At 64.5% G+C, this 25,592-nt stretch carries 17 protein-coding genes; 10 read left to right on the plus strand and 7 right to left on the minus strand.

Going from position 1 to position 25,592, the window contains the following annotated elements:
- The first annotated feature begins 115 nt into the window (after positions 1-115).
- Positions 116-1,540: an RNA polymerase sigma factor gene (locus OS914_RS05100; RefSeq protein ID WP_267544983.1), complete on the plus strand. Its 1,425-nt coding sequence runs from the start codon at positions 116-118 to the stop codon at positions 1,538-1,540.
- 142 nt (positions 1,541-1,682) lie between these two features.
- On the opposite strand, the gene OS914_RS05105 is transcribed toward OS914_RS05100, so the two are convergent.
- Positions 1,683-1,907: a DUF7455 domain-containing protein gene (locus tag OS914_RS05105; protein ID WP_267544984.1), complete on the minus strand. Its 225-nt coding sequence runs from the start codon at positions 1,905-1,907 to the stop codon at positions 1,683-1,685.
- A gap of 280 nt (positions 1,908-2,187) precedes the next feature.
- On the opposite strand from OS914_RS05105, the gene OS914_RS05110 reads away from it, so the two are divergent.
- On the plus strand, positions 2,188-4,299 hold the full coding sequence (locus OS914_RS05110; RefSeq protein WP_267544985.1) for a DNA gyrase/topoisomerase IV subunit B: 2,112 nt from the start codon (positions 2,188-2,190) through the stop codon (positions 4,297-4,299).
- 39 nt (positions 4,300-4,338) lie between these two features.
- On the opposite strand, the gene OS914_RS05115 is transcribed toward OS914_RS05110, so the two are convergent.
- From OS914_RS05115 to OS914_RS05125, 3 genes are read right to left on the minus strand one after another with little or no spacing between them, the layout of a single operon-like run.
- Positions 4,339-5,754 carry a cryptochrome/photolyase family protein gene (locus OS914_RS05115; RefSeq protein WP_267544986.1) on the minus strand — a complete coding sequence of 472 codons (1,416 nt, stop codon included), beginning with the start codon at positions 5,752-5,754 and terminating at the stop codon, positions 4,339-4,341.
- A gap of 60 nt (positions 5,755-5,814) precedes the next feature.
- On the minus strand, positions 5,815-6,765 hold the full coding sequence (locus tag OS914_RS05120) for a M56 family metallopeptidase (protein ID WP_267544987.1): 951 nt from the start codon (positions 6,763-6,765) through the stop codon (positions 5,815-5,817).
- A gap of 30 nt (positions 6,766-6,795) precedes the next feature.
- Positions 6,796-7,176, minus strand: coding sequence for a BlaI/MecI/CopY family transcriptional regulator (locus OS914_RS05125; protein ID WP_267544988.1), 381 nt, complete (start codon positions 7,174-7,176; stop codon positions 6,796-6,798).
- A gap of 140 nt (positions 7,177-7,316) precedes the next feature.
- Between OS914_RS05125 and OS914_RS05130 the strand changes: the two genes are divergently transcribed.
- The 4 genes from OS914_RS05130 to OS914_RS05145 all read left to right on the plus strand — a co-directional run bounded on the left by OS914_RS05130 (position 7,317) and on the right by OS914_RS05145 (position 15,204).
- On the plus strand, positions 7,317-8,927 hold the full coding sequence (locus tag OS914_RS05130) for a cytochrome ubiquinol oxidase subunit I (RefSeq protein WP_267544989.1): 1,611 nt from the start codon (positions 7,317-7,319) through the stop codon (positions 8,925-8,927).
- Between the two features lie 116 nt (positions 8,928-9,043).
- Positions 9,044-10,075: a cytochrome d ubiquinol oxidase subunit II gene (gene cydB / locus OS914_RS05135; RefSeq protein WP_267544990.1), complete on the plus strand. Its 1,032-nt coding sequence runs from the start codon at positions 9,044-9,046 to the stop codon at positions 10,073-10,075.
- 7 nt (positions 10,076-10,082) lie between these two features.
- Complete coding sequence (cydD, locus tag OS914_RS05140; protein WP_267544991.1) at positions 10,083-14,054, plus strand: thiol reductant ABC exporter subunit CydD; 3,972 nt, start codon at positions 10,083-10,085, stop codon at positions 14,052-14,054.
- Positions 14,055-14,214: 160 nt separating this feature from the next.
- Positions 14,215-15,204 carry a GNAT family N-acetyltransferase gene (locus OS914_RS05145; protein WP_267544992.1) on the plus strand — a complete coding sequence of 330 codons (990 nt, stop codon included), beginning with the start codon at positions 14,215-14,217 and terminating at the stop codon, positions 15,202-15,204.
- Between the two features lie 259 nt (positions 15,205-15,463).
- Here the strand turns inward: OS914_RS05145 and OS914_RS05150 are convergent, their stop codons facing one another.
- Together OS914_RS05150 and OS914_RS05155 are read right to left on the minus strand one after the other, a co-directional pair.
- Positions 15,464-15,982: a DinB family protein gene (locus tag OS914_RS05150; protein WP_267544993.1), complete on the minus strand. Its 519-nt coding sequence runs from the start codon at positions 15,980-15,982 to the stop codon at positions 15,464-15,466.
- 44 nt (positions 15,983-16,026) lie between these two features.
- Positions 16,027-18,534: a DNA gyrase/topoisomerase IV subunit A gene (locus OS914_RS05155; RefSeq protein ID WP_267544994.1), complete on the minus strand. Its 2,508-nt coding sequence runs from the start codon at positions 18,532-18,534 to the stop codon at positions 16,027-16,029.
- 53 nt (positions 18,535-18,587) lie between these two features.
- Between OS914_RS05155 and OS914_RS05160 the strand changes: the two genes are divergently transcribed.
- Genes OS914_RS05160 through OS914_RS05175 form a run of 4 tightly spaced genes read left to right on the plus strand, consistent with a single transcriptional unit; the run spans position 18,588 to position 23,996 of the window.
- The gene (locus OS914_RS05160; protein ID WP_267544995.1) at positions 18,588-21,263 is read left to right on the plus strand and encodes a bifunctional acetate--CoA ligase family protein/GNAT family N-acetyltransferase; all 2,676 of its coding nucleotides are present in this window, start codon (positions 18,588-18,590) and stop codon (positions 21,261-21,263) included.
- 41 nt (positions 21,264-21,304) lie between these two features.
- Entirely contained in the window at positions 21,305-22,036 is a 732-nt protein-coding gene (locus OS914_RS05165) for a DUF5998 family protein (RefSeq protein ID WP_267544996.1), read from the plus strand.
- Between the two features lie 21 nt (positions 22,037-22,057).
- On the plus strand, positions 22,058-23,302 hold the full coding sequence (locus tag OS914_RS05170; RefSeq protein ID WP_420713867.1) for an alkaline phosphatase family protein: 1,245 nt from the start codon (positions 22,058-22,060) through the stop codon (positions 23,300-23,302).
- Positions 23,295-23,996, plus strand: coding sequence for a thymidine kinase (locus tag OS914_RS05175; RefSeq protein ID WP_267544997.1), 702 nt, complete (start codon positions 23,295-23,297; stop codon positions 23,994-23,996). The genes OS914_RS05170 and OS914_RS05175 overlap by 8 nt, the downstream gene beginning before the upstream one ends.
- A gap of 119 nt (positions 23,997-24,115) precedes the next feature.
- Here the strand turns inward: OS914_RS05175 and sepH are convergent, their stop codons facing one another.
- The gene (gene sepH, locus OS914_RS05180) at positions 24,116-25,579 is read right to left on the minus strand and encodes a septation protein SepH (RefSeq protein WP_267544998.1); all 1,464 of its coding nucleotides are present in this window, start codon (positions 25,577-25,579) and stop codon (positions 24,116-24,118) included.
- Positions 25,580-25,592 lie beyond the last annotated feature (13 nt).

Consider the following 25,592-nt stretch of genomic DNA (forward strand, 5'->3'; position numbering starts at 1 on the left):
TATAACTGGTGACTCTGCAGGTTGCGATGGTGTGTGTACAACATCGCGGACTTGACAGGGTCATAGTGGTGTTGCCCGTAGGTGACTCCACAGACCGCCGCAAGAAAGGTTTTCTGTGTCTGACACTGCCAAGAGCAATGACTCTGTTACTTCCGAGGTTGATGCCTCGGCACCCCTTGCAGCTGGCCCGAAGAAGGCTCCTGCAGTGAAAACCGGTGCCTCCCGTACGGCCGCTGCCACCGTCAGCAAAGCTGTCAAATCTGCTACTGCAGATGAGGTTTCCGATGCCTCCGCCACACTCTCCCCGGCGCAGAAGCGTGCCGCCACGATCGCCGCAAAGAAGGCAGCCTCCTCTGATGGCGAGGATGCCGCTCCAAAGGCCCGCGGACGCCAGGCTAAACCTGCCGGTGCCCCTGCCAAAGCCACCCGCGGAAGGGCCTCAAAGGGATCTCAGGATCACGAGACCGAGGACGCGGCGACCGCTGACGATGACGAGTCGCGGACCAATACAAACACTGAGACCGTCGAGATTGTGCCTGAGAAGACGGGGCGCGGTTTCGTCTACTCCGATGCCGATGACGACGACGCACCCGTCCAACAGGTCATGTCTGCAGGTGCCACTGCGGACCCGGTGAAGGACTACCTGAAGCAAATCGGTAAGGTCGCGCTGCTCAACGCGGAGCAGGAGGTTGACCTCGCCTTGCGTATTGAGGCCGGACTCTTTGCCGAGGAGAAGCTTGCGGCTGACCTCGCGGCAGACAAGACCAAGATCGATGACAAGCTCAAGCGCGAACTGCAGTGGGTCATTCACGACGGCAAGCGGGCCAAGAACCACCTGCTCGAGGCCAACCTCCGGCTGGTTGTTTCCCTGGCAAAGCGTTACACCGGCCGCGGGATGCTATTTCTGGACCTTATCCAGGAAGGTAACCTGGGCCTGATTCGTGCGGTGGAGAAGTTCGACTACACCAAGGGCTTCAAGTTCTCCACCTACGCCACCTGGTGGATCCGTCAGGCGATCACGCGCGCCATGGCCGATCAGGCCCGGACCATCCGCATCCCGGTGCACATGGTGGAGGTCATCAATAAGCTGGCCCGCGTACAGCGGCAGATGCTGCAGGATTTGGGCCGCGAGCCTACTCCGGAAGAGTTGGCCATCGAGTTGGACATGACGCCGGAAAAGGTCGTGGAGGTTCAGAAGTACGGCCGGGAGCCCATCTCGCTGCATACCCCGTTGGGCGAGGACGGGGACTCCGAGTTCGGTGACCTGATCGAAGACTCCGAAGCCGTGGTCCCGGCCGACGCCGTCAGCTTTACACTGCTGCAGGAGCAACTGCACTCGGTGTTGGACACCCTCTCCGAGCGTGAGGCCGGCGTAGTCGCCATGCGCTTCGGTCTAACCGATGGACAGCCGAAGACTTTAGACGAAATCGGCAAGGTCTACGGAGTGACGCGGGAGCGTATCCGGCAGATCGAATCTAAGACGATGTCCAAACTACGTCATCCGTCGCGTTCTCAGGTACTGCGCGACTACCTGGACTAATACCGGACCGGTCCTGACCGGACAGGACCGATGGCGACAGGAAGGGCCCCTCCAGTGGAGGGGCCCTTCCTGTGCTTTATTCCCAAAGTTGCTCAGTTATACCGGATTTAAGGTTTGACTATCCGGCTGGCCAGGAACTTTGTCAGTCGTCGACCAGAACGGGGTCCTTTTGATGCAGGCGGGCCGTCTCGTCCTGCCATTGTGAGGAAAGCGGCTTCAATGTGGGCTCGACACCGCGGGCGTGGTGCCCGCAGAAGAGTAATTCACCGCCGGAGGATTCCAGCACAACGCGGACATATGCTTGAGCTCCGCAGCGGTCGCAGCGGTCCAGGGCGTTCAATTCGCGGCTGGCTACAGCTGTTGTCATGATGGCCTCCTTAGTAGATCTGTACATTCATCCAATCACTATTCGTAGCCGTCGGGCGTCAGGTTGGGTTAACTTTCGCTGACCGCGTAGCCGTGTCGGGCTGGGAGGACCCGGGTGCGGTCGTCGTCGGCGGCACAACATTGATGCACCGAGCCCGGCCCGGCACGCCTGCACCAGCCGGGCCATGGTGGGCGATACCCTAGACAGTGGTCCGCTTTCCCCGGCGGGACCCTGCACCAGCACCGCCCGAACCAGCACCGCCTAAAGGAGTCTGCCGAACGTGACCCCACCGAGTTCCGAGTACACCGCCCGTCACCTCTCTGTGCTGGAGGGGCTGGAAGCTGTTCGGAAAAGGCCCGGGATGTACATCGGCTCCACCGACTCCCGTGGACTGATGCACTGTCTATGGGAAATCATCGACAACTCCGTGGACGAGGCTCTAGCTGGCCATGGTCAGAGCATTAAGGTGATCCTGCACCCCGACAATTCGGTGGAAATCCACGACGATGGCCGCGGAATACCTGTTGACCTGGAGCCCAAGACCGGTCTGACCGGCGTCGAAGTGGTACTGACCAAGCTCCATGCCGGTGGCAAGTTCGGCGGAGGTTCCTATACCGCCTCCGGCGGACTTCATGGTGTTGGCGCCAGCGTGGTCAATGCGCTGTCGGCACGTCTGGATGTCCAGGTGGACCGTGGCGGCAAAACGTACCAGATGTGCTTCCGCCGCGGCGAGCCGGGACACTTCAAGGACACCGGACGCAGTGTGAGCCCCACCGCGCCTTTTGAGCCCTTCATAGAGAATTCCAGCCTTGATGTTGTTGGAAGCACCAAGCGCGGTGTCACGGGAACCAGGATCCGGTATTGGGCGGACCGGCAGATTTTCACGCCGGACGCGAAGTTTTCCTATTCGGAGCTCGCCGATCGTGCCCGCCAAACGTCCTTTTTGGTACCAGGGCTACGTATTTCCATCCGCGATGAGCGGCGGCTGCCGGGAACGCCCGGCGAACTGGAAGTGCATGAAGAGGTCTTCCAGCACGACGGCGGACTCTCAGAATTTGTCGATTATCTCGCCGTGGACCCGGCGGTAACCGATATCTGGCGGATCCACGGCACCAGCAGCTTCAAGGAAACCGTTCCCGTCCTGGATGCGGACGGACACATGAAAAGTACCGAGGTGGAACGCGACTGCGAAGTGGACATCGCGATGCGGTGGGGGATTGGCTACGACACCACAGTGCGCAGCTACGTCAATATCATTTCCACGCCCAAAGGGGGCCGGCATCAGGAAGGTTTTGAACAGGCACTGCTCAAAACGTTCCGCAAGGTCATCGAGGCTAACGCCCGCAAGCTCAAGGCCGGCAACGACAAGATCGAGAAAGACGACGTGCAGGCCGGCCTGACGGCTGTGTTGACGGTACGTCTGGCAGAGCCGCAGTTTGAGGGTCAGACCAAGGAAATCCTGGGCACTCCCGCGGCGCGGACCATCGTGGCCAAGGTGGTGGAGCGGGAACTGACCGCCAAGCTCAACTCATCGCAGCGAAACGAGAAGGCACAGTCGGCGCAGCTGCTGGAAAAAGTTGTTTCCGAGATGAAATCCCGGATCTCGGCCCGTGTGCACAAGGAAACACAGCGGCGCAAAAATGCGTTGGAAACTTCCTCGCTTCCAGCCAAACTCGCGGACTGCCGTACGGACGACACGGCCCGCAGCGAGCTGTTCATCGTCGAGGGAGACAGCGCGCTGGGTACGGCCAAGCTTGCCCGGTCGTCGGATTTCCAGGCTCTCCTCCCGATCCGCGGGAAGATCCTTAACGTGCAGAAGGCCTCGGTTGGGGACATGCTCTCCAACGCCGAGTGTGCTGCCCTGATTCAGGTCGTCGGGGCCGGATCGGGGCGCAGCTTTGTGCCGGAAGCCGCGCGCTACGGAAAAGTGATCCTGATGACCGACGCCGACGTCGACGGCGCGCATATCCGCACCCTGCTGCTGACCTTGTTCTTCCGGTACATGCGGCCGATGATCGATGCCGGGCGGGTGTTTGCGGCCGTTCCGCCCCTGCACCGTGTGGAAGTAATCAACCACGGGGCTAAGGCGAACGAGATGATTTACACCTATTCCGAGCAGGAGCTGCACGCGCTGCTTGCCTCGCTGGAAAAGTCCGGGAAACGGTACAAGGAACCGATTCAGCGTTACAAGGGCCTCGGGGAGATGGACGCCGGGCAGCTGGCGGAGACCACGATGGATCCGCGGCACAGGACGTTACGTAGGGTCACTGCCGAAAACGCGGAAATGGCGGAGAAGACCTTCGAACTGCTCATGGGCTCCGATGTTGCACCCCGTAAAGACTTCATTATCGCCGGCAGTGCGTCTCTTGACCGGGAGCAGATCGACGCCTGAGGGCCCGATCGGTCGGGAAGCCCACGGCCTGCTCGGAGCCTACTGGCCCTCCTTCAGCGCGGCATAAGTGTCCAAGGCGCGCTGCCGGGAGGGGCCGAGTTCCACCAGTGGCGCCGGATAGTCCCCGGCAATGTCCGGGGTCTTCCACGGTTCGTGGACTGACCGTGCTCCGAAGGAAGCGAGCTCCGGCACATAGCGCCGGAGGTAGAGCCCGTCCGGATCGAACTTGCGGCTCTGCGTCACGGGATTGAAGATCCTGAAGTAGGGCGAAGCATCAGCCCCGGAGCCGGCAACCCACTGCCAGTTCGCTGGATTATTCGCCGCATCCGCATCGACCAGGGTGTCCCAAAACCATTGTTCACCGATTCGCCAGTCGAGCAGTAGATTCTTCACCAGGAATGAGGCGGTGACCATCCGGATCCGGTTGTGCATCCAGCCGGTCTGCCAGAGTTGGCGCATTCCGGCATCCACGAGCGGATAACCGGTGCGGCCGCTGCGCCACGCTGCGAGTTCGGCCGAAGCGTCCGGTGCGGTAGGGGAAGCCCAGGCAAATTGGTCAAACTCCGGGCGGTAATTGGCAGTGGCCAGGTCCGGATTGAAATAGAGCAGGTGCCAGCAGAATTCGCGCCAGCCGAGTTCACTGCGGAAGACCTGCAAGTCTTTGTGAGCGGCGGCAGGAAGTCCGCGCAATGCGTGCCGGATCTGGAACGGGCTGATTTCTCCGAAGCGCAGATGCGGTGACAGCCGGCTCGTGGCCTCAATGGCAGGAAAGTCCCTATCCGTGGCGTAGTCCCTGGCCTGCCGATCACCGAAGTCCGCAAGCCGTTGGTGGGCACCAATCTCCCCGGGTGTCCATTCCGAGCTTAGACCTGGGGACCAGTCCGGGGCAGTGGGGAGGAGCTTCCAGTTGGCCAGCGGCTCCGAGACGACGTTGGGGCTGCGAAGCGATTCCGGGGCGCTCAGCGGCCCGCGTGGTTCTTCCGCATTGCTGCAGGCGCGCCAAAACGGAGTAAAAACCTTGTAGGGCCCACCGGCGCCTGTCCGGATGGTCCACGGTTCGAAGAGCAGGTTGGCTTGGAAGCTTGCGGCCTCAATGTTGATATCAGCCAGCTCCTCCTTGAGAGCGGCGTCGACCCGACGCTCCGCCAATCCATAGCGCCGGTTCCAGAATACGGCGTCCGCTTCCGCCTCAGCAGTGACGTCAAGGACGGCGTCCCTGGCACAGCCACGCCGGAGAATTAGCGTGCCTCCGACGGCTGCCAGCTGCGCCGCAAGAGACTCCAGTGAATGATGGAGCCACCATTTCGAGGCGCTGCCCAACGGACGAATCCCCTCGGACTGTTCGTCGAGAACGTAGAGAACCACAATTTTGCCCCCGCGCTGGGCAGCTGCACTGAGGGCCGGGTTGTCGGCCAGCCTAAGATCGTCCCGGAGCCAAACGACGGAAGTTGCCATCCCACCAATCTAGCCTAGGCGCTCCCTGGTACCTCTAGCCCGGCTACCGGTCCGGTACTGCTAACCCAGCAGCCCCGGTACCGTCAGCAGGGCAGTGGGTACAGCCAAGAGCAGTACCGAGCCGACCAGCACCAAAGTCTGCACCGGACGCGGCAAAGCAGGAGCCGGGTTAAGCAACCGGCCCAGCCGCGCCGACGTCGTTTCCGGCGTATCGATGCGGTCTCCGCCGCCGTCGACCAGTTCGATGGGCGCGAGCCGTGCCGGGCCACTGGCCACTAGGGCGATCGCCTTGACCAAGGTAGCCCGGTCCACCGAATGCAGCGCCACGTCGTCGGCGAGCATTTCAATCAGCGCGTTGACGGAGCGTTGCGCCAGCCGGGACGTGGGCAGCCACGGCAGGGCCGAGCGCCAGCCGGCAAAGGCCCAGAGCAGCAGGTGGTGCCGTTGGCTCAGGTGCGCGTTTTCGTGAATCAGGACCGCCCGTAATTCGTCCGGTTCCAGCAGATTCATCAGCCCGTCGGACAGGACAGTGATGGACCGGGAGCCGCCGGGCAGGCAGTAGGCTACCGGCACGTCATGGCTAATGACCACGGTGCCCGGCCTTCCGGTGGCTGGAGAGCTGAGCAGCTCCAGCAATTCCCGATGCCGGCGGCGCTGCTTGTGAATCCGTGCATAGGTGAGCAGCAGGGTGAATACGAGGTGGGCAAAAAGGAGCGCTGCAGCGCTGAGCGCGAAGGCGTGCCAGAACTCCAGCTGCGCGCCAGAGGTTCTCCCCAGCATGATGCCCAGCAGATTTTTCAGCCCGGAGATAAGGTTCCCGCCGAGGGGTACCAGGCCGAATACCAGCATGGCCCCGATCATGGACAGTCCGCCGGCAAGGGCTATTGCCTGCCAGAGGACCATAGCGCTGAAGGGGGAGCGGGCGGTCCATCGGGCCCGCGCCAGTACCAGCGGAACCGGCCACGCGAGGATGACGGCGAGGATGGCCAGGAACCACGAGGTCCAGAACATGGATTAGTGCGCTCGACGGCGGCCCGTGGCTTAGCCCCGGCCGAGGAGTTTGCGCAGTGTGGTGGCCTCGCCGTCGGTGACAGTCCCGATAAAGCGCGCCAGCACGGCCTCCCTGTCAGGGGCGGAGCCGAGCACCTCGAGCATCAGCTCAGCGGTATGCTCGGCGCGGCTGGTGACGGAGCGGTAGCGGTGCGGGCGGATGCTTCGCTCACGTTCCACCAGTCCCTTCTTCTCCAGCCGGGACAGCACGGTCAGAACCGTGGTGACAGCCAGTTCCTTCGTGTCGGTCCCCCCGGCGACTGCGGGCGGGCGTTGCGAGAGCAGGTCCCGCAGGGCGTTGGCGGTGATGGCCTCAGGGTGTTCCCAGAGTAGATCCATAACGGCTCGTTCAAGCTCCCCCAATGTGGCCATCAATGATCCTTCTAGGTCGTGGGATGCAATTGTCTTGGTCTCAATCTACAGGGTCCGGACGAAAGTTTCTACAGTTGGTAGAAATAAGGTTTTCTACGTAGTGTAGAAATCTCATGTACCCGGACCTGAAGGTGTAAACGATGGAAGCGCTGGACATCGCACGGTGGCAGTTCGGCATCACCACGGTCTACCACTTCCTGATGGTTCCCCTGACCATCGGGCTCGGTCTGCTGGTGGCCCTGCTGCAGACGCTGTGGCACCGGACGGGCAAAGAAGAGTACCTGAGAATGACGAAATTCTGGGGCAAACTCTTCCTGATCAACTTCATCATGGGCGTCGCCACGGGACTGGTGCAGGAGTTCCAGTTCGGCATGGCCTGGAGCGAATACAGCCGCTTTGTCGGCGACGTCTTTGGAGCGCCGTTGGCGATGGAATCGCTGCTGGCGTTCTTCATTGAATCCACCTTCCTGGGCCTGTGGATCTTCGGCTGGAAGAAGCTTCCGGCCCGCATCCACCTTGCGTGTCTGTGGACCGCGGTGGTGGGTTCGGTGGTCTCCGCTTATTTCATTTTGGTAGCCAATTCCTGGATGCAGCATCCGGTTGGCGTGGAAATCGTCAATGGACGCCCTCGGATGGTGGATGCCTGGGCCGTGTTCACCAATAACACGGCGCTGGTTGCCTTCCCGCATACCCTCACCGGGGCCGTCGCAGTCGCGGGAGGTTTCCTGCTGGGGATCTCCTGGTACCACCTCTGGCGCCGCCGCCGCGACGGGATCGACACCGTGGATGGCCAGGGACGGGTCCTGGTCGGAGAGTCCGCGACAATTCCCGGCCGGGACAAGACTGACCACGCCGTCTGGCTGCGATCGTTGCGGATCGGCGCCGTCGTCGCCATGATTGCCTTTGCCGGCACCGCGATTACCGGGGATATGCAGGGCAAACTGATGTTTGAACAGCAGCCCATGAAAATGGCGGCCGCGGAAGCCGCCTGCCACGACGGGACCAGTTTTTCCGTCCTTTCCATTGGAGATCCGGGCAGCAAAAACTGCAGCGACGTCACCGCCGTCATTGAGGTTCCCGGAATTTTGTCCTTTTTGGCGCACAACGACTTCACCACGGATATCAAGGGCGTCAATACCCTGGTGCCGGAATATCAGGCGAAATACGGCAAAACTCTGCCGGATAACCCCATCTACGGCGACCGGGCCGGCCAGGAAATCCAGTACGTTCCGGTGATGGCGGTGACCTATTGGGGGTTCCGGATGATGATCGGGTTTGGCGGCCTGGCCGCACTGGCCGCGCTGGTGGCTTTGGTCTTGGTGCGCAGGGGCACCGTGCCGGAGTCGAAGTGGCTGATGCGCCTGGCGGTCTTCGGCATCCTCGCGCCGTTCGGAGCCAACGCGGCAGGCTGGATCTTTACTGAAATGGGGCGGCAACCGTTCGTGGTGGCGCCAAATCCGCAGTTCACCGGGATCGACCAGGTGTTCATGTTCACCGCTGCAGCAGTCTCGCCGGGAGTATCCGCCGGTGAGCTGATCTTCTCGCTGGTGGCGCTGGGAACGGTGTATGCGGTGCTGCTGGTGGTGGAGGTGAAACTGCTGTTCCGCTATGTCCGCGGTGGGGTCGCCGCCGCGATGCCTGAACTGGCGCACGGCGCGCAAGGCAAGAAGAGCAACGACGGCGACCACAACGGCGGAGCGTCCGGCGGGGGCGCCGGGGACACCGATGACGTCCTTGCCTTTGCCTACTGACTGCTTTGCCTACTGACTGCTTTGCCTACGATCGCGCTGCCGCTGACGGCCAAGCGTTCTGAACGCCTTGATCCTGACCGCCCGCACCCGACTTTCCACACACAAAGGACACCGATATGCAGACACTGCCGACTATCTGGTTTGTGCTGATTGCCGTGCTCTGGACCGGCTACCTCTTTCTGGAGGGATTCGATCTCGGCGTGGGAATGCTGATGAAGCTGTTCGCCCGGAATAACACCGAGCGCCGCGTCCTACTCAACACTGTGGGACCGGTCTGGGACGGGAATGAAGTCTGGCTGATCACCGCCGGAGGGGCCATGTTTGCCGCGTTCCCGCTCTGGTATGCCTCGCTCTTTTCCGCCCTGTATATTCCACTGGTCTTTGTGCTCCTAGGACTGATTTTCCGCGCGGTCGCCTTTGAATACCGGGGCAAAGTCAATACAGAGCAGTGGCGCAACCGCTGGGACTGGGCCATCGCTCTCGGGTCCTTCGTGTCCGCCTTCGGCATTGGTGCCGCCCTCGCGCTGACCACCACCGGCCTGCCGCTGAACGCCAACGGTGACCGGGTGGGAGGGCCTTTCGCCTGGTTTAGTTGGTACGCCGTGCTCGGAGGCTTCGCCGTCGTCGGCTTCTCCTTGGTGCACGCCGCCGCGTTCCTGGCATTGAAGACCGATGGGGACATCCGTGACCGGACCCAACGCCTGGTTACCCGGTGGCTGCCGGTGGGGTTGTTGCCGCTGGTGGTCTGGGTGGTGCTGGTGACCTACCGGCATGGCCAGGTGTTCAGTTGGTTGCTTGTTGCGGTGGCCGCGGTAGCCGCCGTGGCAGCGTGGCGGCTGGCGCGACAGGGCAGGGAAGGCTGGAGCTTCCTGGGACTGGGGGTCTTCCTCCTGACCGGCAGTGCGGCACTCTTTGGCTCCGTGTTCCCGGTGGTCCTGCCGTCCACCCTGAATCACGACTGGGACCTGACCGTCAGTAACGCTTCCTCCTCGCCCTACACCTTGGGGCTGATGAGCATCGTCGCCTGTGTGGGCATCCCTCTGGTGCTGGCGTATCAAGGCTGGACCTATTGGGTCTTCCGCAAACGGGTCAGTTCGTCCCATCTGCCGCCCACGCATGATGTGTTGCCCGCCGTGGGACGGGTCTAACGTGGTTGTGCCAAAGCGCCTGCCATTGCCCACCGGTTCGCAGCGGACCTTGTATCTGCTCGGCCTGCTGAGCGCGCTAAAGGCACTGACGTGGGTGCTGCTGGCGCAGGCAGTGGTGAACGGAATAGCCGCCCTGATCTCGGCACCCGGGAGTCTGCCGGGAGCGTTGCTGCTGGGCGTAGCCGCGGCACTTTCCCGGGCGGCCACGGTCTGGGGCATCGCCGTCGTGGCGCGGCGGACAGCGGCCGGTGCCAAAGAAGACCTGCGGCTAAAACTTGCCGCCCGGATGGTGCAGGACGGTGGCCACGGTTCCGGCGGACAGGGCGCCGGGACCGTGCTGGCCACGCGTGGGCTGGACGCGATGGACAATTACTACACACAGTTTCTGCCCGCTCTGCTGGCGTGCGCCACCGTGCCGCTGCTGATCGGGGCCAGGGTGCTGCTGGCCGATTGGGTCAGCGCGGTGATAGTTGTCCTCACGGTTCCGCTGGTGCCGTTGTTCATGGCGCTGATCGGCATGCACACCCAGGACCAAGTGGAACGCGCGGCCGGTGCGCTGTCGAGGCTGTCCAATCATCTGGTGGAACTGGCGAAGGGGCTTCCGGTATTGGTGGGACTGGGCCGGGCCAGGGCGCAGACCGAGGCGCTGCGCAGGGTTGCTGACGACTACCGCCGCACCACGATGGGCACGCTGCGGGTGGCCTTCCTCTCCGCGCTGGCACTGGAACTGATCGCTACCCTCTCGGTCGCCGTCGTCGCCGTCTTCATTGGGCTGCGGCTGGTGCAGGGATCGATGGATCTGGAAACGGGCCTGTTGGTGCTCATTCTGGTGCCGGAGTGCTACCTCCCGCTGCGCGAGCTGGGCACCGCGCACCATGCCAGCGAAGACGGACGCGTTGCGCTGGCACGGGCCGAAGGAATTCTGGCCGCTCCGGGTTCGGTGCCGCTGTCCCGGCAGGCGATTAAGTCGGCGCGGCTGACGGACTCAAGGGACGGCGGCACGTTGGCTGATTGTGTCGTTCAGGACGACGGCGACGAGCTGGCTGACAGCAATGCTCAGGGCGGCAGCGTGCGGGCTTCTGTAGACCCGCGGGCTCCGGAGGTCGGCGTCGCAGGGTTGCATGTCGGATATCCGGACCGGAACACTGAGGCAGTCTCGGCGCTGACTTTCACGGCCCCCGCGGGGCAGATCACCGCCATTTCAGGTCCGAGCGGCTGCGGAAAATCCACCGTGCTGCACGTGCTGGCCAGCATTGTCGCGCCGCTTGAGAACGAAATTGTCGCGCCGCTTGCGAACGAAACGACGGGAACGTCCGCTGCCGCCTCGGGGGTCCGGGTCAGCGGCAGCATCACCGGGATAGACCCCGACCGCCTGGCCTGGGTGCCGCAGCATCCCGCCACCGTGGCGCAGACCGCGCGCGCGGAGGTGGAAATCTACGGTGCGGCTGGAACTACAAGGAGCAGCGGAACCGCGAGAAGCGAGACAGTGACCAGCGAGACAGGACCCAGCGATAGAGTGCCCAGCGAGACAGTGCCCAGCGAAGCGTCGGCCAGCGGGACCGCGGATATGCTCTTGGCCCGGGTGGGTCTCACATATGCGGCCCTGCGGCACCCGGCGGAGCTTAGCCCGGGGGAGCTGCGGCGTCTTGCGCTGGCCCGGGCGTTGGCACGGATTGAAGCGGGCGCCACCGTGCTCCTCCTCGATGAGCCCACCGCCCATCTGGACGCTCTCACGGCACGCAGCATCGAGCGGACCATCCGTGACCTCCGCGGGAGGGTCACCATTATTGTGGTGGCGCACAATAAATCCACGCTCGCGCTCGCCGATCACGTGGTCCACCTCGATGCCCGCGGCCTGCGGACGGACGACGTTAATGCTGGCGCTGACGCTGACGCTGCCGCTGCCGCTGACGCTGCCGCTGCCGCTGACGCTGCCGCTGACGCTGACGCTGACGCTGACGCTGACGCTGACGCTGACGCTGACGCTGACGCTGACGCTGACGCTGACGCTGACGCTGACGCTGCCGCTGACGCTGCCGCTGACGCTGCCGCTGACGCTGCCGCCGAAGCGGCAGTTGATGCCTCCGTGGCGGCCTCCGCCGCCGCCCCCGCAAACGTCAGCGTGAGCAGTGAGGAAACGTCGAGCCTGCCGCTCGCCGTCTCGGGGGAGGCAGCCCCGGGCATCCCCCGTGGTTGGAGCGGCTCTGCCGGTGACGCAGCGACCACTCCTGCCTCGGCAGGCAGCGGCCTTAAGGTTGGCACCGCACGACTGTTGAAACTGCTGGTCGGCGTGCTGGAACCGTGGCGTCCGCGGTTCCTGCTCGCCGTCGTCGCCGGCGCCGTGGCGACGCTGGCGGCCCTTGCACTGACCGCTCTCTCCGGCTGGCTGATCGTGCGCGCCAGCCAGCAGCCGGCCATTCTGTATCTGCTCGTCGCCATTGTGGGCGTTCGGTTCTTTGGGCTGCTCCGGGCACTTTCCCGGTACTGCGAGCGACTCTGGCTGCACGATGCGGTCTTCGCGTCACTGACCCGTCTGCGCGTGCGCGTTTGGGAATCCCTCGCATTGCGCGTGCTATCCCGGCGTTCGCTGCTGCGCGGTGACGGCGCGGTGGATCACCTGATCGGGGATTTCGATGCCGTGCGTGATCTGGCACCTCGGGTGGTGTTGCCCCCTGCCGCCGGTCTGTTGGCCGCGGCTGCGGTCATAACGACGACGGCGCTGCTGCTGCCTGCCGCCGTGCCGCTCCAGCTCGTGGTGCTCGCCGGTGCCGTGCTGCTGGCCCCGGCCGTCGCCCTCTGGGCCGACAATCGAGCCGGCGTTGCCGAACATCGGCACCGTTCCGCCGTCATCCGCACCGTCAGCGTGCTGCTTGGCGCGGCGGCGGATCTGCGTGTCAATCGCGCGGAAGGACCGCTGCTGAATGAGCTGCGCCGGGACGATCACGAGGCGACGGCGGCGGTGCAGCGGGCAGCCCGGGCACAGGGAACAGCGCAGGGACTGTTGGTTCTGCTCTCCGCCGTAGGCGCTTTCGGCATGCTCGCTATAGGTGCCGGACAGGTCGCGGCCGGGGCACTGCCGGTGGAGGCGTTGGCCGCGCTGGTGCTGCTGAATCTCTCCCTCGTGGACGCGTTTGCACCGGTCAGCGCCGCAGTGCAGCTCTGGCCCGCGCTGCGAACGGTGCTGGCCCGCTTCAGCGATGACTTTGCGCCCGAGCCCGGAGCCGGGCACATCGTCGCTGAAGTTGCCGAGCCCGCGGTGATGCTGGCGGTGCATTCCCGCCGCGGTTCCGAAACGCCCGGTATTGGGCTAACAGGCGTCACGGCCCGCTGGCCGGATTCTGCCGCATCAGTTTTCAGCGGGCTGGACGCAGCCGTACGCGGCGGCGAATGGCTCACGGTGACGGGGGAATCGGGGTCCGGGAAATCCACTCTGCTTGCCGTGATGCTCGGCTTTCTGGCACCTGTGGAGGGGCACTGTACCTCCACAGGCCGGATCGCCTGGTGCCCGCAGCAGGGACACCTCTTCGACTCCTCGCTGCGGGCGAATCTGCTGCTGGCCCGCTCACGGGACGATGAACCAACCGAGGCCGAGCTGGTCAAGGTGCTCGACGCCGTCGGCCTCGGTACTTTACTTCGCCAGCTCCCGCGCGGGCTGGACACCCGGCTCGGCCCCGAGGGCAGCCACCTCTCTGGTGGCCAGCGCCAGCGGGTCGCGGTCGCCCGGACACTGCTCACCGGTGCAGACATCCTGCTGCTCGATGAACCAACGGCGCATTTGGACGCCGAATCGGCGGCCGCATTGATGGTCGATTTGCGCCGGGCTCTGCGGGACAAAGCGGTTGTGCTGGTCACCCACGACGCAGCGGTGTGCGATCCCGGGGATCTCCGGCTGGAACTCGGTGGCCGTGCCGGACGCAGTGACGATACCGTCGCTGCCATAGCGTTGGCCAACACCTGTCAGGCTTTGGTGGGTGTCTGAGCGGCATGCATGGCGGGCGCTCTGCCATGGATTTGGACGGATGCCGTGGAAATTCCCAGGGCATCTGTCCAGCGCACCGGCACATTGGATGACCGGGTCCCGCTTGTGCGATCGCGATGGGCCTTTGGCGGGATGCAATCGGTCACAATAGGCTGGCGGCATGAGCGAATCCTTCCGTGTTGCCCTGCCGGCAGCCGCGAATCTGCAGTTCCGCGCCATCACGTCCGCAGATATTGACCAGTGGCTGGCGTTGATTGAACGGATTGCGGCGGCCGAGAAACCGCCTTGGCATGACCAGCGTGCGGACCTGGAGCAGGTCTTTGCCAGCAGCAAGAACGATCCGGCCGTCAATACGGTGATCGGTCTGGACAGCGAGGGCGCTGCTCGCGCCTACGGCCAAGTGACCAAAAATGACGGGGGGCCCAAGGCCTATGCCTTTGGCGGTGTGGACCCGCTGTGGCAGCGTCGGGGAATCGGTTCGGCCGTACTGCGCTGGCAGCTGGCCCAGGCAAAGTGCCGTTTTGCCGGGGATAGCCAGGCACCGGTGGTGGTGCGCGCTCATTCCCAGGAGGACAACGCGGCAGAACGTGCTCTGCTCTCCGGAGCGGAATTTAGGCCGGTGCGGTATTTCACCGAGATGGTGAGGCCGTTGGCCGGTGACATTCCCCAGGTCGCGTTGGACGCCGGGATTGAGCTGCTTCCTTTCACGCCCGAACGATCCGAAGAAGTACGGGCTGCACATAACGAGGCGTTTGCCGATCATTGGGGCTCTGAACCCCGCGATGAGGAGGCCTGGGGGTTCATGGTTAACCACCCGCTGGCACGTCCGGACTTCAGTGCCATTGCCGTGGACCGCGGCACGGGGGAGGTGGTGGGGTACCAACTGGCCAGTTACGACCCGGACCCTCTCAACACGCGGGGACGGCACGAAGGCTACACGGAATTGCTGGGCATCCGCCGGCCCTGGCGCGGCCGCAGGATTGCTGCGGCGCTGCTGGCTGATGCGATGGAACGCTTCCAGTCAGCCGGGATGGATTACGCGACTCTGGATGTGGACACGGAGAACCCCTCCGGAGCCTTTGGTCTCTACGAGCGGATGGGATTCCGGCCAACGCACCGCTCGGCAGCCTGGGACTGCGAGCCCGGCTGACCGGGAAGACAAGCAGTGCGGGAAGCGGCCTGGGACTGCGGACCCGGCTGACCGTGGGAGCGGCCTGAGCAGTCTGAGGTTACGGGCCGGACGGAGCGCAGAGCCAGCGTGCGCAGCGTGCGCCGCCAAGGCGTGCCCCGCCTGGGTGTGCGCCGCCTGGGTGTGCGCCGCCTGGGTGTGCCCCGCCTGGGTGTGCGCCGCCTGGGTGTGCGCCGCCTGGGTGTGCCCCGCCGAGGCGGATTGGGCTGCTGCGGCCGGCTTAGCCGTCCACGTCGTGCAGGTGATGGACAACCTCGTGCAAAAAGTACCCCGAGAGGCTCCCTACGCTGAAGGACTTGCCGTCGCTGCGCCGCCCGGTCCGGGGCCACTGGTCCTGTGACACGGCGGCGAAAGTCTCGGCGATTTCCTCGCCGGCATCCCTTAGGGCTGCGCTGACCTCCGCGGGGTCCGAACCGTTGTAATCCCCGTCGATGCACGCCTGGTCCTGGTCCCAGTTGGCGAATTCCGGGTCGTCGCCCGCAAGCATCAGCTCCAGGCGCTGGTCGAAGAGGCCAAAGACGTCACGGACGTGGCAGGCATATTCCAGCGCGGACCAGGTGGTCTCATTCGGGCGCTCGGCGACGTTCTGCCGGCGCAGGACCATGTGCCAGCGGGGCAGCAGCTCCGGTAAGGCGCTTGCCGCCGTCGCGGGTGTGGTGCTGGCTGCTTCAAAGCCGCATTCGGGGCAGGGACGGGCACACACCCAGGTCCAGTCTTTGGTGTCCGGAGTGATGATCATGGCAACAGTCTAGGCACACCCGCGAACGCGGGCTCGCTTTCGCGTCATTCGCTTGCGGTCTGGCTGGGTCCGATCGCATCGATGGCCTGGGTCAGCACGATTCCGGAGCCGTCGCGGCGCCCGTGCTCGGTGGGCAACGCACGGGCCACGCCGGTCTCCGAGGCCGCCTTGGCCGGTCCGTGCCCGGCCCACGCCAGCAGCAGGCGGTCCTCACCCCTGAGGAATCTGTGCGCCCGGACTCCACCTGTGGCGCGGCCCTTGGCCGGGTACTCGGCGAATGCCGTTACCTTGGCCGAACCGGGGACGGTGCCGGGTAGGGCGTCGGAGCTGCCGGCGATGGTGACGACGACGGCGGCTGGGTCAGGTGCGCCGCCGCCTTCAGTTGTGACGACCGTAAAGCTGATGACCGAATCTCCGGCCTGCAGCTTGATGCCGGCCATCCCGCCGGCGGTGCGGCCCTGCGGGCGGACGCTGGAGCCGGGGAAGTGCAGCAGCTGCGCCTGTTCGGTGATGAAGACGAGTTCATCGTTCTCGCCCGCGGGCGCTGCACCGACGATTCTGTCCCTGGCTTTGAGCGCAATGACCTCCCAGTCATCGCGGTTGAGCGGATATTCCGGCGAGACGCGTTTGATGACTCCCTGCTCGGTGCCCAGGGCGATGACCTCATTGAGCGGGGTGAACCCGACGAGCGTTTCACCCTTCGTCAGCGTCAGGAATTCCTTGGCGGGGACACCGCCGGCCATGTTGGGCATAGCGGTGGTAGGCGGGAGCGCCGGCATGTCCAGCACCTGCAGCCGCAGCATGCGTCCGGCAGAGGTAACCGCCGCGATTTCCGAACGCGCGCTGGTGCGCAGCACGGAACGGAAGACGTCATGCTTATTGCGCGGACCGCCGTCGTTCAGGGGCTCCTGATGGGCGGTGCGGGCAATCTGTCCGGACGCGCTCAGGATCACCCAGCAGGGGTCATCGGCGATCTCCAGCGCCAGTGGAGCGGCTTTTCCCTTCAGCCCGGCACCGCCGTCGACCGCGGCCAGGGCTTTGGCAACGCCGGGGGCCACCGCCTCGGATTCGAGCAGCACCGTGCGCCGGGGGGTGGCGTACTTGTCCGCAACGGCGCCCAGCTCGCCGGAGACAAGGTCCCGCAGGCGCTGTTCGGAGGCCAAAATTGCTTCCAGCTCCGCGATTTCACGCAGCAGCTCTTCTTGTTCCTTTTCCAGCTCAATGCGGGAGTATTTGGTCAGCTGGCGCAGCCGGAGTTCCAGAATGTAGTTGGCCTGGATCTCGCTCAGATCGTAGATCGCCATCAGGCGCTCCCGGGCCGCGGAGACCTCATCGGAGGAGCGGATGATCTGGATCACTTCGTCAATATCGACGATGGCGATCAGCAGACCCTCCACCAGGTGCAGCCGCTCCTTCTTCTTTCCCAGCCGATAGGACGTCCGGCGCCGGACCACCTGCAGCCGGTGGGCCACATAGACCCGCAGCAGGTCCAACAGCCCGAGTGTCTGGGGCTGGCCATCCACCAGGGTGACGTTATTGATCCCGAAGGAATCCTCCATCGGGGAGTAGCGGTAGAGCTGCGCGATCACGGCGTGGGGATTAAAGCCGTTCTTGATTTCTATGACCAGGCGCAGCCCGTGGTTACGGTCTGTCAGGTCAATGACGTCGCTGATGCCCTGCAATTTCTTGGACGTGACGGCGTCCTTAATCTTTTCAATGACCTTTTCCGGTCCCACCAGATACGGCAGTTCGGTGACCACCAGTCCAGTACGGCGCGCGGAGAGCTGCTCGATTTCGACCTTGGCACGGGTTTTAAAGGAACCTCGTCCGGTGGCGTAGGCGTCGCGGATGCCGTCCAGACCTACGATCCGGCCGCCGTTGGGCAGGTCCGGCCCGGGGATAAAGACCATCATGTCTTCCAGGCTTGCCTCCGGGTGGGCGATCAAATGCCGAGCGGCCGCGATGACCTCGCCCAGGTTGTGCGGGGCCATATTGGTGGCCATGCCGACGGCGATGCCGCTGGCACCGTTGACCAGGAGGTTTGGGAAGGCGGCCGGCAGCACCTCGGGCTGCGTCAGCTGGTTGTCGTAGTTGGGAATGAAGTCGACGACGTCCTCATCCAGGTCGTCGGTCAGCGTCAGGGCGGCGGCCGCCAGCCGTGCCTCGGTATAGCGCGGGGCTGCCGGTCCGTCGTCGAGCGAGCCGAAGTTTCCGTGCCCGTCGATCAGTGGCAGCCGCAGCGAAAAGTCCTGCGCCATGCGCACCATGGCGTCGTAGATGGCGGTGTCCCCGTGTGGGTGCAGCTTACCCATCACCTCCCCAACTACGCGGGCGCTCTTGACATGGCCGCGGTCCGGACGCAGGCCCATCTCGCTCATCATGTACAGAATGCGGCGCTGCACCGGCTTCAGGCCGTCCCGCGCGTCGGGCAGGGCGCGCGAGTAGATGACCGAATAGGCGTATTCGAGAAATGACCCTTCCATTTCACTGGAAACATCAATGTCAATGATTTTTTCGACGAAGTCATCGGCAGGCGGTTGGCGCTTGGCCATGGGAAAACGGGTTCCTTACTGGGGAAGGTGCAGGGACTAGGTACAGTGAGTCTATGGTGGAACAGCCCGAGAGGGCCGAATATCCGGAGCACTGGGAGGCCGATGTCGTGCTGCGCGACGGCGGGACCGCTCATCTGCGGCCGATGTCCGCCACCGATTCCGACGCCGTGCAGACGTTTCATCTGGGGCAGTCGCAGAACTCGATTTATCTGCGCTTTTTCACCTATAAGTCCCGGTTGACCGACAAAGAGCTGCACCGCTTTACCGAACTTGATTACCGGGACCGGGTTGCCTTGGTGATTACTATCTCCGGCGAAATCCTCGGGATCGGCCGTTATGACCGGCTGGACGATCCGGCGCAGGCGGAGGTCGCCTTCAATATCGCCGACCGCCATCAGGGCCGCGGTCTTGGTTCCATCCTGCTCGAACACCTGGCCGCCGCCGCACGGGAGAACGGAATCCGAAAATTCACCGCGGAGATTCTGCCGGAGAACCGCAAAATGCTCGCGGTCTTTTCCGAGGCCGGATATGAAGTCCACCGGCACTTTGACGACGGTGTTATTTCCCTCGCCTTCGATATCGATCCGACGCAGAAATCGCGGGCGGTGATGGAATCCAGGGAACACCGGGCGGAGGCCCGGAGCGTGGCCGGGCTGCTGGCGCCGCGCTCCGTGGCCGTGATCGGCGCGAGCCGGCAATGGGGAAGCCTGGGTAACCAGCTGCTGGAGCACATTGTGGAGGGCGGGTTCAACGGTCCGGTCCACGCGGTCAATCCCGAGGCGCTGGAGCTCTCCGGCCTGATGTCCTACGGCAGTATCGGCGATATTCCCGGGCCGGTGGATCTGGCCATCATCGCCGTCCCCTACGATCAGGTGCCCAAGGTCGTGGCTGAATGCGGTGCCGCGGGGGTGAAGGGACTGCTGGTGGCCACCGCAGGTTTCGCGGACGACGGCGCCCGCGGCCTGCTGCGCCAGCGCGAGCTTGTGCGTCAGGCCAGGGCGAGCGGGATGCGTGTAATCGGACCCGCATCGCTCGGCGTGGCGAATACGCATCCCGACGTGTCCTTAAACGCCTCGATGGCGCCTTCGCTGCCGCGCCGCGGTGGCCTGGGTTTGTTCAGCCAGTCCGCAGCCATCGGGGTGTCGCTGTACGCCGCATCCAGCCGACGACGCATCGGACTCTCCAGCATGCTCTCGGCTGGCAACAGGGCCGACGTTTCCGGCAATGACCTGATGCAGTATTGGGAAGACGATGAGCAGACGCGCGCATGCGGGCTGTATCTGGAATCTATCGGGAATCCCAGGAAGTTTTCCCGGATCTGCCGCCGGCTGGCGCGCAGCAAGCCGGTGATCGTGGCGAAATCAGAGGTGATGGGGCTGGTGCTGCCGCCCGGCCACGCGGTTCGGACCACCGCAGCTCCACCAGGCGCGTTGGATGCGATGCTGCGGCAGGCCGGTGTCATTCGAGTTGAGACAATCGACGAACTGCTGGATGTGGCGCAGATCGTGGATCGCCAGTCGCTGCCGGCCGGGCCGGGCATAGCCGTGTTCAGCAATTCCCTGGCCTTGGGTAAAGTGGTTGCGGATTCCGCGCAGGCGCATGGGCTTCACGCCTGTTCCATCACAGCGGATCTGCAGCTGGACAGTGGCCAGTCCGTGGCACTTCCCATCCTGCGGCGGCGCCTGCTCGCTGAGCTCCGCCGGGACACAGTGCACGCCGCCGTGGTGACTCTGCTGCCCGCCCGTGGCCTGACCGTTGAAGCGATTGCCCAGCTGCTCTTTGACTGCGGCCAGGAAGCGGGCAAGCCGGTCGTGGCGGCGTTTACCGGGATTTTGGATCCTTCGATCTATGTCGAGGGACTGATCGGTCGGGGCCTGCCGTGCTACTCAAACCCGGCCAACGGCGTTCGGGCGCTCGCCGCCGTCGTCCGTTATGCACAGTGGCGCCAGCGCGAACAGGTGGCTTTTGCGCAACCGGAGCACATCGATTCGGACGCGGTCACGGCGGCGCTGGAGGGCCTGCTGGACGGCGTCGTAGGGGATGCCCTGGTGACCCTTGACCCTGGTGTAGGCGCGGAGCTGCTGTCGCACTATGGCATCCGGGTGTTGGAATCCGTACCCTTCCAGACGCCGGATGAGGCGGTGGCGGCGGCACAGCGACTGGGCTGGCCGGTGGCCTTGAAGACGACCGATGCCATCCTGCGGCATCGCCTGGACCTGGGCGGGGTGCGACTGAATATCGAAGACGCCGTTTCGCTGCGGCTGAACATCGCGCAGATGGCCAAGGTGCTCCAGCCATTCGGAAGTTTCGCTATGGAAGTCCAGAGCATGGCAGCTGTGGGTCAGTCGTGCACACTGCGGGCCATTGAGGACCCGTTGCTGGGCCCGGTTGTCTCCTTCGGACTCGCCGGCGATGCCGTTGATCTGTTGGGGGACTGGGCTCATCGAGTGCCCCCGCTGACCGGGACGGACGTGGCGGACCTGGTGCGCTCCCCGCAGGCGGCGCGCAAATTATTTGGCTATCAGGGCCTGCCGCCGGTAGACATTGCCGCCCTAGAGGACCTGCTGGCCCGGCTGGCCGTACTGAAGGACGAGCACCCGGAGATTGCGCTGGTTGAGTTCAATCCGGTGTTGGTCGGGCATAACGGACTGCAGATCCTCGCCGCCGACGTGCGGATCGGAAACCCTGCACAACGGACGGACAGCGCACGCCGTGCGATGGTCTCCTGAACCGGTTAGCATGCGGGCGGCGGATCTGTGAAAATGGAACCATGAACTCGTTCGGAACCACGGCGCCGCACGCCGCCCAAGGCCATGACCTCGAGGCGGCTCTGCAACGGGCTGGCTTTTACCCGCCGTTGGTCGCTGACGTGGTCGAGGATGCCCTGGACGGGCGGTCGTGCCTGGCACATCTAGTCCACTTGGAAACCCATTTTGACCGGACCGAAGTGCACCGCCACATCACCGTGCTGGTGCTCACCGAGGACATGCTGGTAATCACCCACGTGGACGATCAGCAGCTCGACGACGAGGGCGAACAGATGGTGGCGCAGGTATCCACTGAATCTGTGCCAGTGAGCCAAATTAAGTCCGTGGTGCTCAGCTACCTGTATGCCCAGCCGCAAAACTACAAGCCGTCCGACCCGGTGCGGGAGCTGACGGTTTCCATCGCTTGGTCCGGCGGCCAACGGATCGACATCGGCCCCGCCGGCTGCGCAGATCCACAGTGCGACGCGGATCACGGCTACACGGGCACCGTCGCTCAGGAAGACATCGCCCTGCGGATCAGTGCCGAGGCGGACGGGCTGCAGGCAGTGCAGGATGCCAAGTCTTTTGCCCGCTCCCTGCGCGCTGTCAATACCAGCAGCATCAGCACCGCAGCGGCCGTGTCACCCGCCGCTGCCCACGGCACCGCCTCGTCCGCAGGGGAGCCGCACGCCGTCGAACGGGGCAGGTTCCCCTCGCTGGGGTACAAGCTCAATCGCGGGCACGACCGGCGCTAGGGCGTGCCGTCGACTGGTGGGATGCCACCTGCACAAGCAGTGTCCACTGCGCTCAAGCCCGGAGCGGACATGCCGGCCCAGGAGTCGTTGCCCAAGGCCCCCGGGTACGGGCGTAGTACCGTTGGCGAAGTCCTGACCAGCAGTGCCGCTGCCCTCGGTGTGCCGGGATTTACGAATCCGCTCAAGATTCCGTCTTCCCGCCGGATCTGTGTAGTGCTGGTGGACGGTCTGGGCAAGGCGCTCTTGGCCCAACGGGCCGCGCATGCGCCCTTCTTGCGTTCGGTCATGACGCATCCCGACAGCAGGATGGCAACGCTTAGCGCTTCCTTTCCGTCCACCACGGTCAGCTCGCTGACCAGTCTGGGGACCGGCGTCGCCCCCGGTCAGCACGGCATGGTGGGGTACGACGTGCTGGATCCGGCGCAGGATAAGGTGGTAAACCTGCTGGGCGGGTGGGATGCGGGTGTGGATCCGCTTGCCTGGCAGCCTTTTCCCACCATTTTTGAACGGCTTCGCGGGAAAATTCCGGTGGCGACGGTCAGCCTGCCCAAGTTTGCCGATTCGCCGATGACCCGCGCGGCCTTGCGCGGGAGCGAATTCACCGCTGCCACGTCGCCGCACGCACGCACCGCGGCAGCGGCCGAGCTGTTGACGGCCAATGAGAACATGCTGCTCTATTTCTACTGGAGCGAGTTGGACAAGGCCGGCCACGGCCACGGCTGCCAGTCCGCTGCCTGGGAACACCAGCTTGAAGAGCTGGATGCGGCGATGAAGCGTCTGGCGGCGCAGCTTCCGTCGGACACGATTTTGCTGTTGACCGCGGACCACGGGATGCTGGACGTCCCCGAGCACGCTCGCATCGATTTCTCTGCCGAGCGCGAACTGGTTGCTGGTGTTCGACACACGGCGGGAGAGCCGCGGATGGTCCATCTGTACCTTGAACCGGATGCCGGCGACCAGGTACGGGACAGCCTTGTTGAAGCCTGGCTGCGGCGCTACGGCAAGCAGGCCTGGGTGCTGACCCGCGAGCAGGCCGTCCGGGCGGGTTATTTCGGCACTGTACGGCCGGAGGTGCTGGGCCGGATCGGCGACGTGCTGATTGCGGCCAGGGAGCCCATAGCGTTCTACGATCTGCGCCGAGTGCGCAGTTCGGCCATGGAAGTGGTGGGCCAGCACGGGTCCCTCACGAAGGTCGAGCGCGAGGTCCCACTGCTGCAGATTCCCATGAGCGCTGCCAGCGGCAGGAGCGGGCGCAGGCGTGGCTGAACTGGTCTTCTTCTCCGGCACCATGGACTGCGGGAAATCCACCCTGGCCCTGCAAATGGACCACAACCACCGTCAACGCGGCCGCAGTGGGCTGCTCTTCAGCTGCAACGACCGCGCTGGAGTATCGGTGATCTCCAGCCGGCTGGGTCCGCGCAGCGCTGCCTTGGAGGTGGACCCTCAGACGGACCTATGGGCCGAGGTTGTCGGACGGCGCACCCGCGGGGAGCGGATCGACTACCTTATCTGTGACGAAGTGCAGTTCTACGCCGCCGCGCAAATTGAACAATTGGCTCGCACCGTGGACGAGATGAACGTGGACGTCTTCGCCTTTGGCATTGCGACCGATTTCCAAACCAGGCTCTTTCCCGGCTCCCAACGGCTCATTGAGCTGGCCGACCGCGTGCAGATACCCCAGCTGGAGGCATTGTGCTGGTGCGGCCGGCGCGCCACTCAGAACGCGCGGACCGTGGACGGGGCCATGGTGGTTGAGGGCGCGCAGGTGGCGGTCGGCGACGTTGAGATGGGCCTGGGCGCCGACGTTCCAGGGGGCGGAGTAGCCGACGACGGCACCAGTGCTGCGGCTGTGGGCTATGAAACGCTGTGCCGCCGCCACTACATGCGCCGGATCACCGCACACAGTGCCAGCCTGGCCGGAGCGCAAGAGCCCCTCCTGCCATTCGACGTTGCCGGCTGAGCGCAATTTTTCCCCGGATGACGTGAGGGCTCCCGTCGGCGTTTGTGTCGAGGCGGCACCGTGGGCGCAGCAGTTTGCCCACACGTCCGGACGCTGAAGCGTCAGTTTCCGGGAGTGAGCTAGTCGCCTTTCGTGCCGAAGACGATTTCGTCCCAGCTCGGTACGCTTGAGCGTTTAGGTTTGACGGCAGCTTTCCGGTCCGCGCGCTCTGCTGTTTCAGCCCGGTCAGGGGACTCCTGGGCAAGAGCACCCTTGGGTGCCGCCGAGATGCGCACTTCCCTGGTCTGGGTGCTGACGTCATGGAGGTCAAGGCTGTCCGGCGCCGGCGCCGGCGCCGGGTGCCGCGGGGCCAGGCTAAGACGCGAAAAGGGGCGGGAGCGATCTTTCCGGTTCCTGGGCGTGCCGGCTTCAGGCGTCTCGTCCTCGGCTGCGTTGGAATCTGAGTCGCGGCCAGAGGAATTGTCGGCTGTGAGGCCGTAGCTCGTGGAATTACGTTCGGCCGAGTCTTCCGACGGGGGCGTCACCGCCCGCGGGTGTGCTGCCGGGATTCCGCTTGTTAACATCGAGGCAAGGGCGTCATCTTCGTCCTCGTCCACACCCAGACGTTGCCCGCGGCGGGACCGCAGCATATCCAGGAGGTTCTCCGCCTCGCTTGCCGTCTGATCTGCTCCGGCTGGTTCGCCGCCGTCGGCCGACTCCGAGTCCAGGGCAGCCTGGGCTTCAATGTCAAAGGGCCTGTCCGCGACGGCGGTGAGCCGTCGGGCCGGAAGGGGACCGTCGAGCGGTTCGAGCTCGCTAAGCTGCTGTGCCCAGCGGTTGGTGTTGTGAATGGTTTTGCGCCCCGGGTTGAAGATCCATTGCGCGGGAGCCGGCTCGCCGATGCTGGCAATAGCGCCCGTTGCAGGGGCCCGGAACGAACCGGTCTTGGAAGTTGAGCTGGTTTGGGAAGTTTCGCCGGGTGGATTTTCGCTCGTTGATTCTTCGCCGGCTGAATTGTCACTCTTGGAACTGTCTGTCTTGGAACTGTCTGTCTTGGAACTGTCACTGTTCGAATCGTCGCTGTTCGAATTGTCGCTGTCGAAGTCTGCGGTGACGGTCCAGGCGCCATCTGGCCGGCGCCAGGCGTCCCACACGACGCTGGCCGGATCAATGCCGAAGGCCGTGAGCCGGCAGGCCACCATTTCCTCCAGGCTTGCCGGATTGTCGCCGAAAGCGGATCGGTATCCGTCGTGGGCCGGGGCAGCAGCCGATACTTCGACAGCTCGGGCCTGCCGGGCAATGTACTCGCGCTCGGCCAGTACTGGACCCTCATATCGGCGGATGTGGGCCAGATCCAGGCCCGAGGACTCAGCCACCGCCTCTGCCGTTGCGCCGGCGCGGATCTGTATCTGGATATCACGCGGGGACAACCGCGGTTTTTCCGCATCGGTCCCCCGGGCTGTCATCCGGCTGGCCTTGGCCGTCCGCGACGCGGCGACGCGAAGGGCCTCATCGATACGCAGCCGGTAAATTTCCCCGCCGGTACCACTGAGGAGCAGGTGTTCGGCGTCATCATGGACGCCCACCAACCGCAAATCCTGCATAAAGCCCTCCAGC

This window comes from Arthrobacter endolithicus (assembly GCF_026627425.1).
Taxonomy (GTDB): Bacteria; Actinomycetota; Actinomycetes; order Actinomycetales; family Micrococcaceae; genus Arthrobacter_M.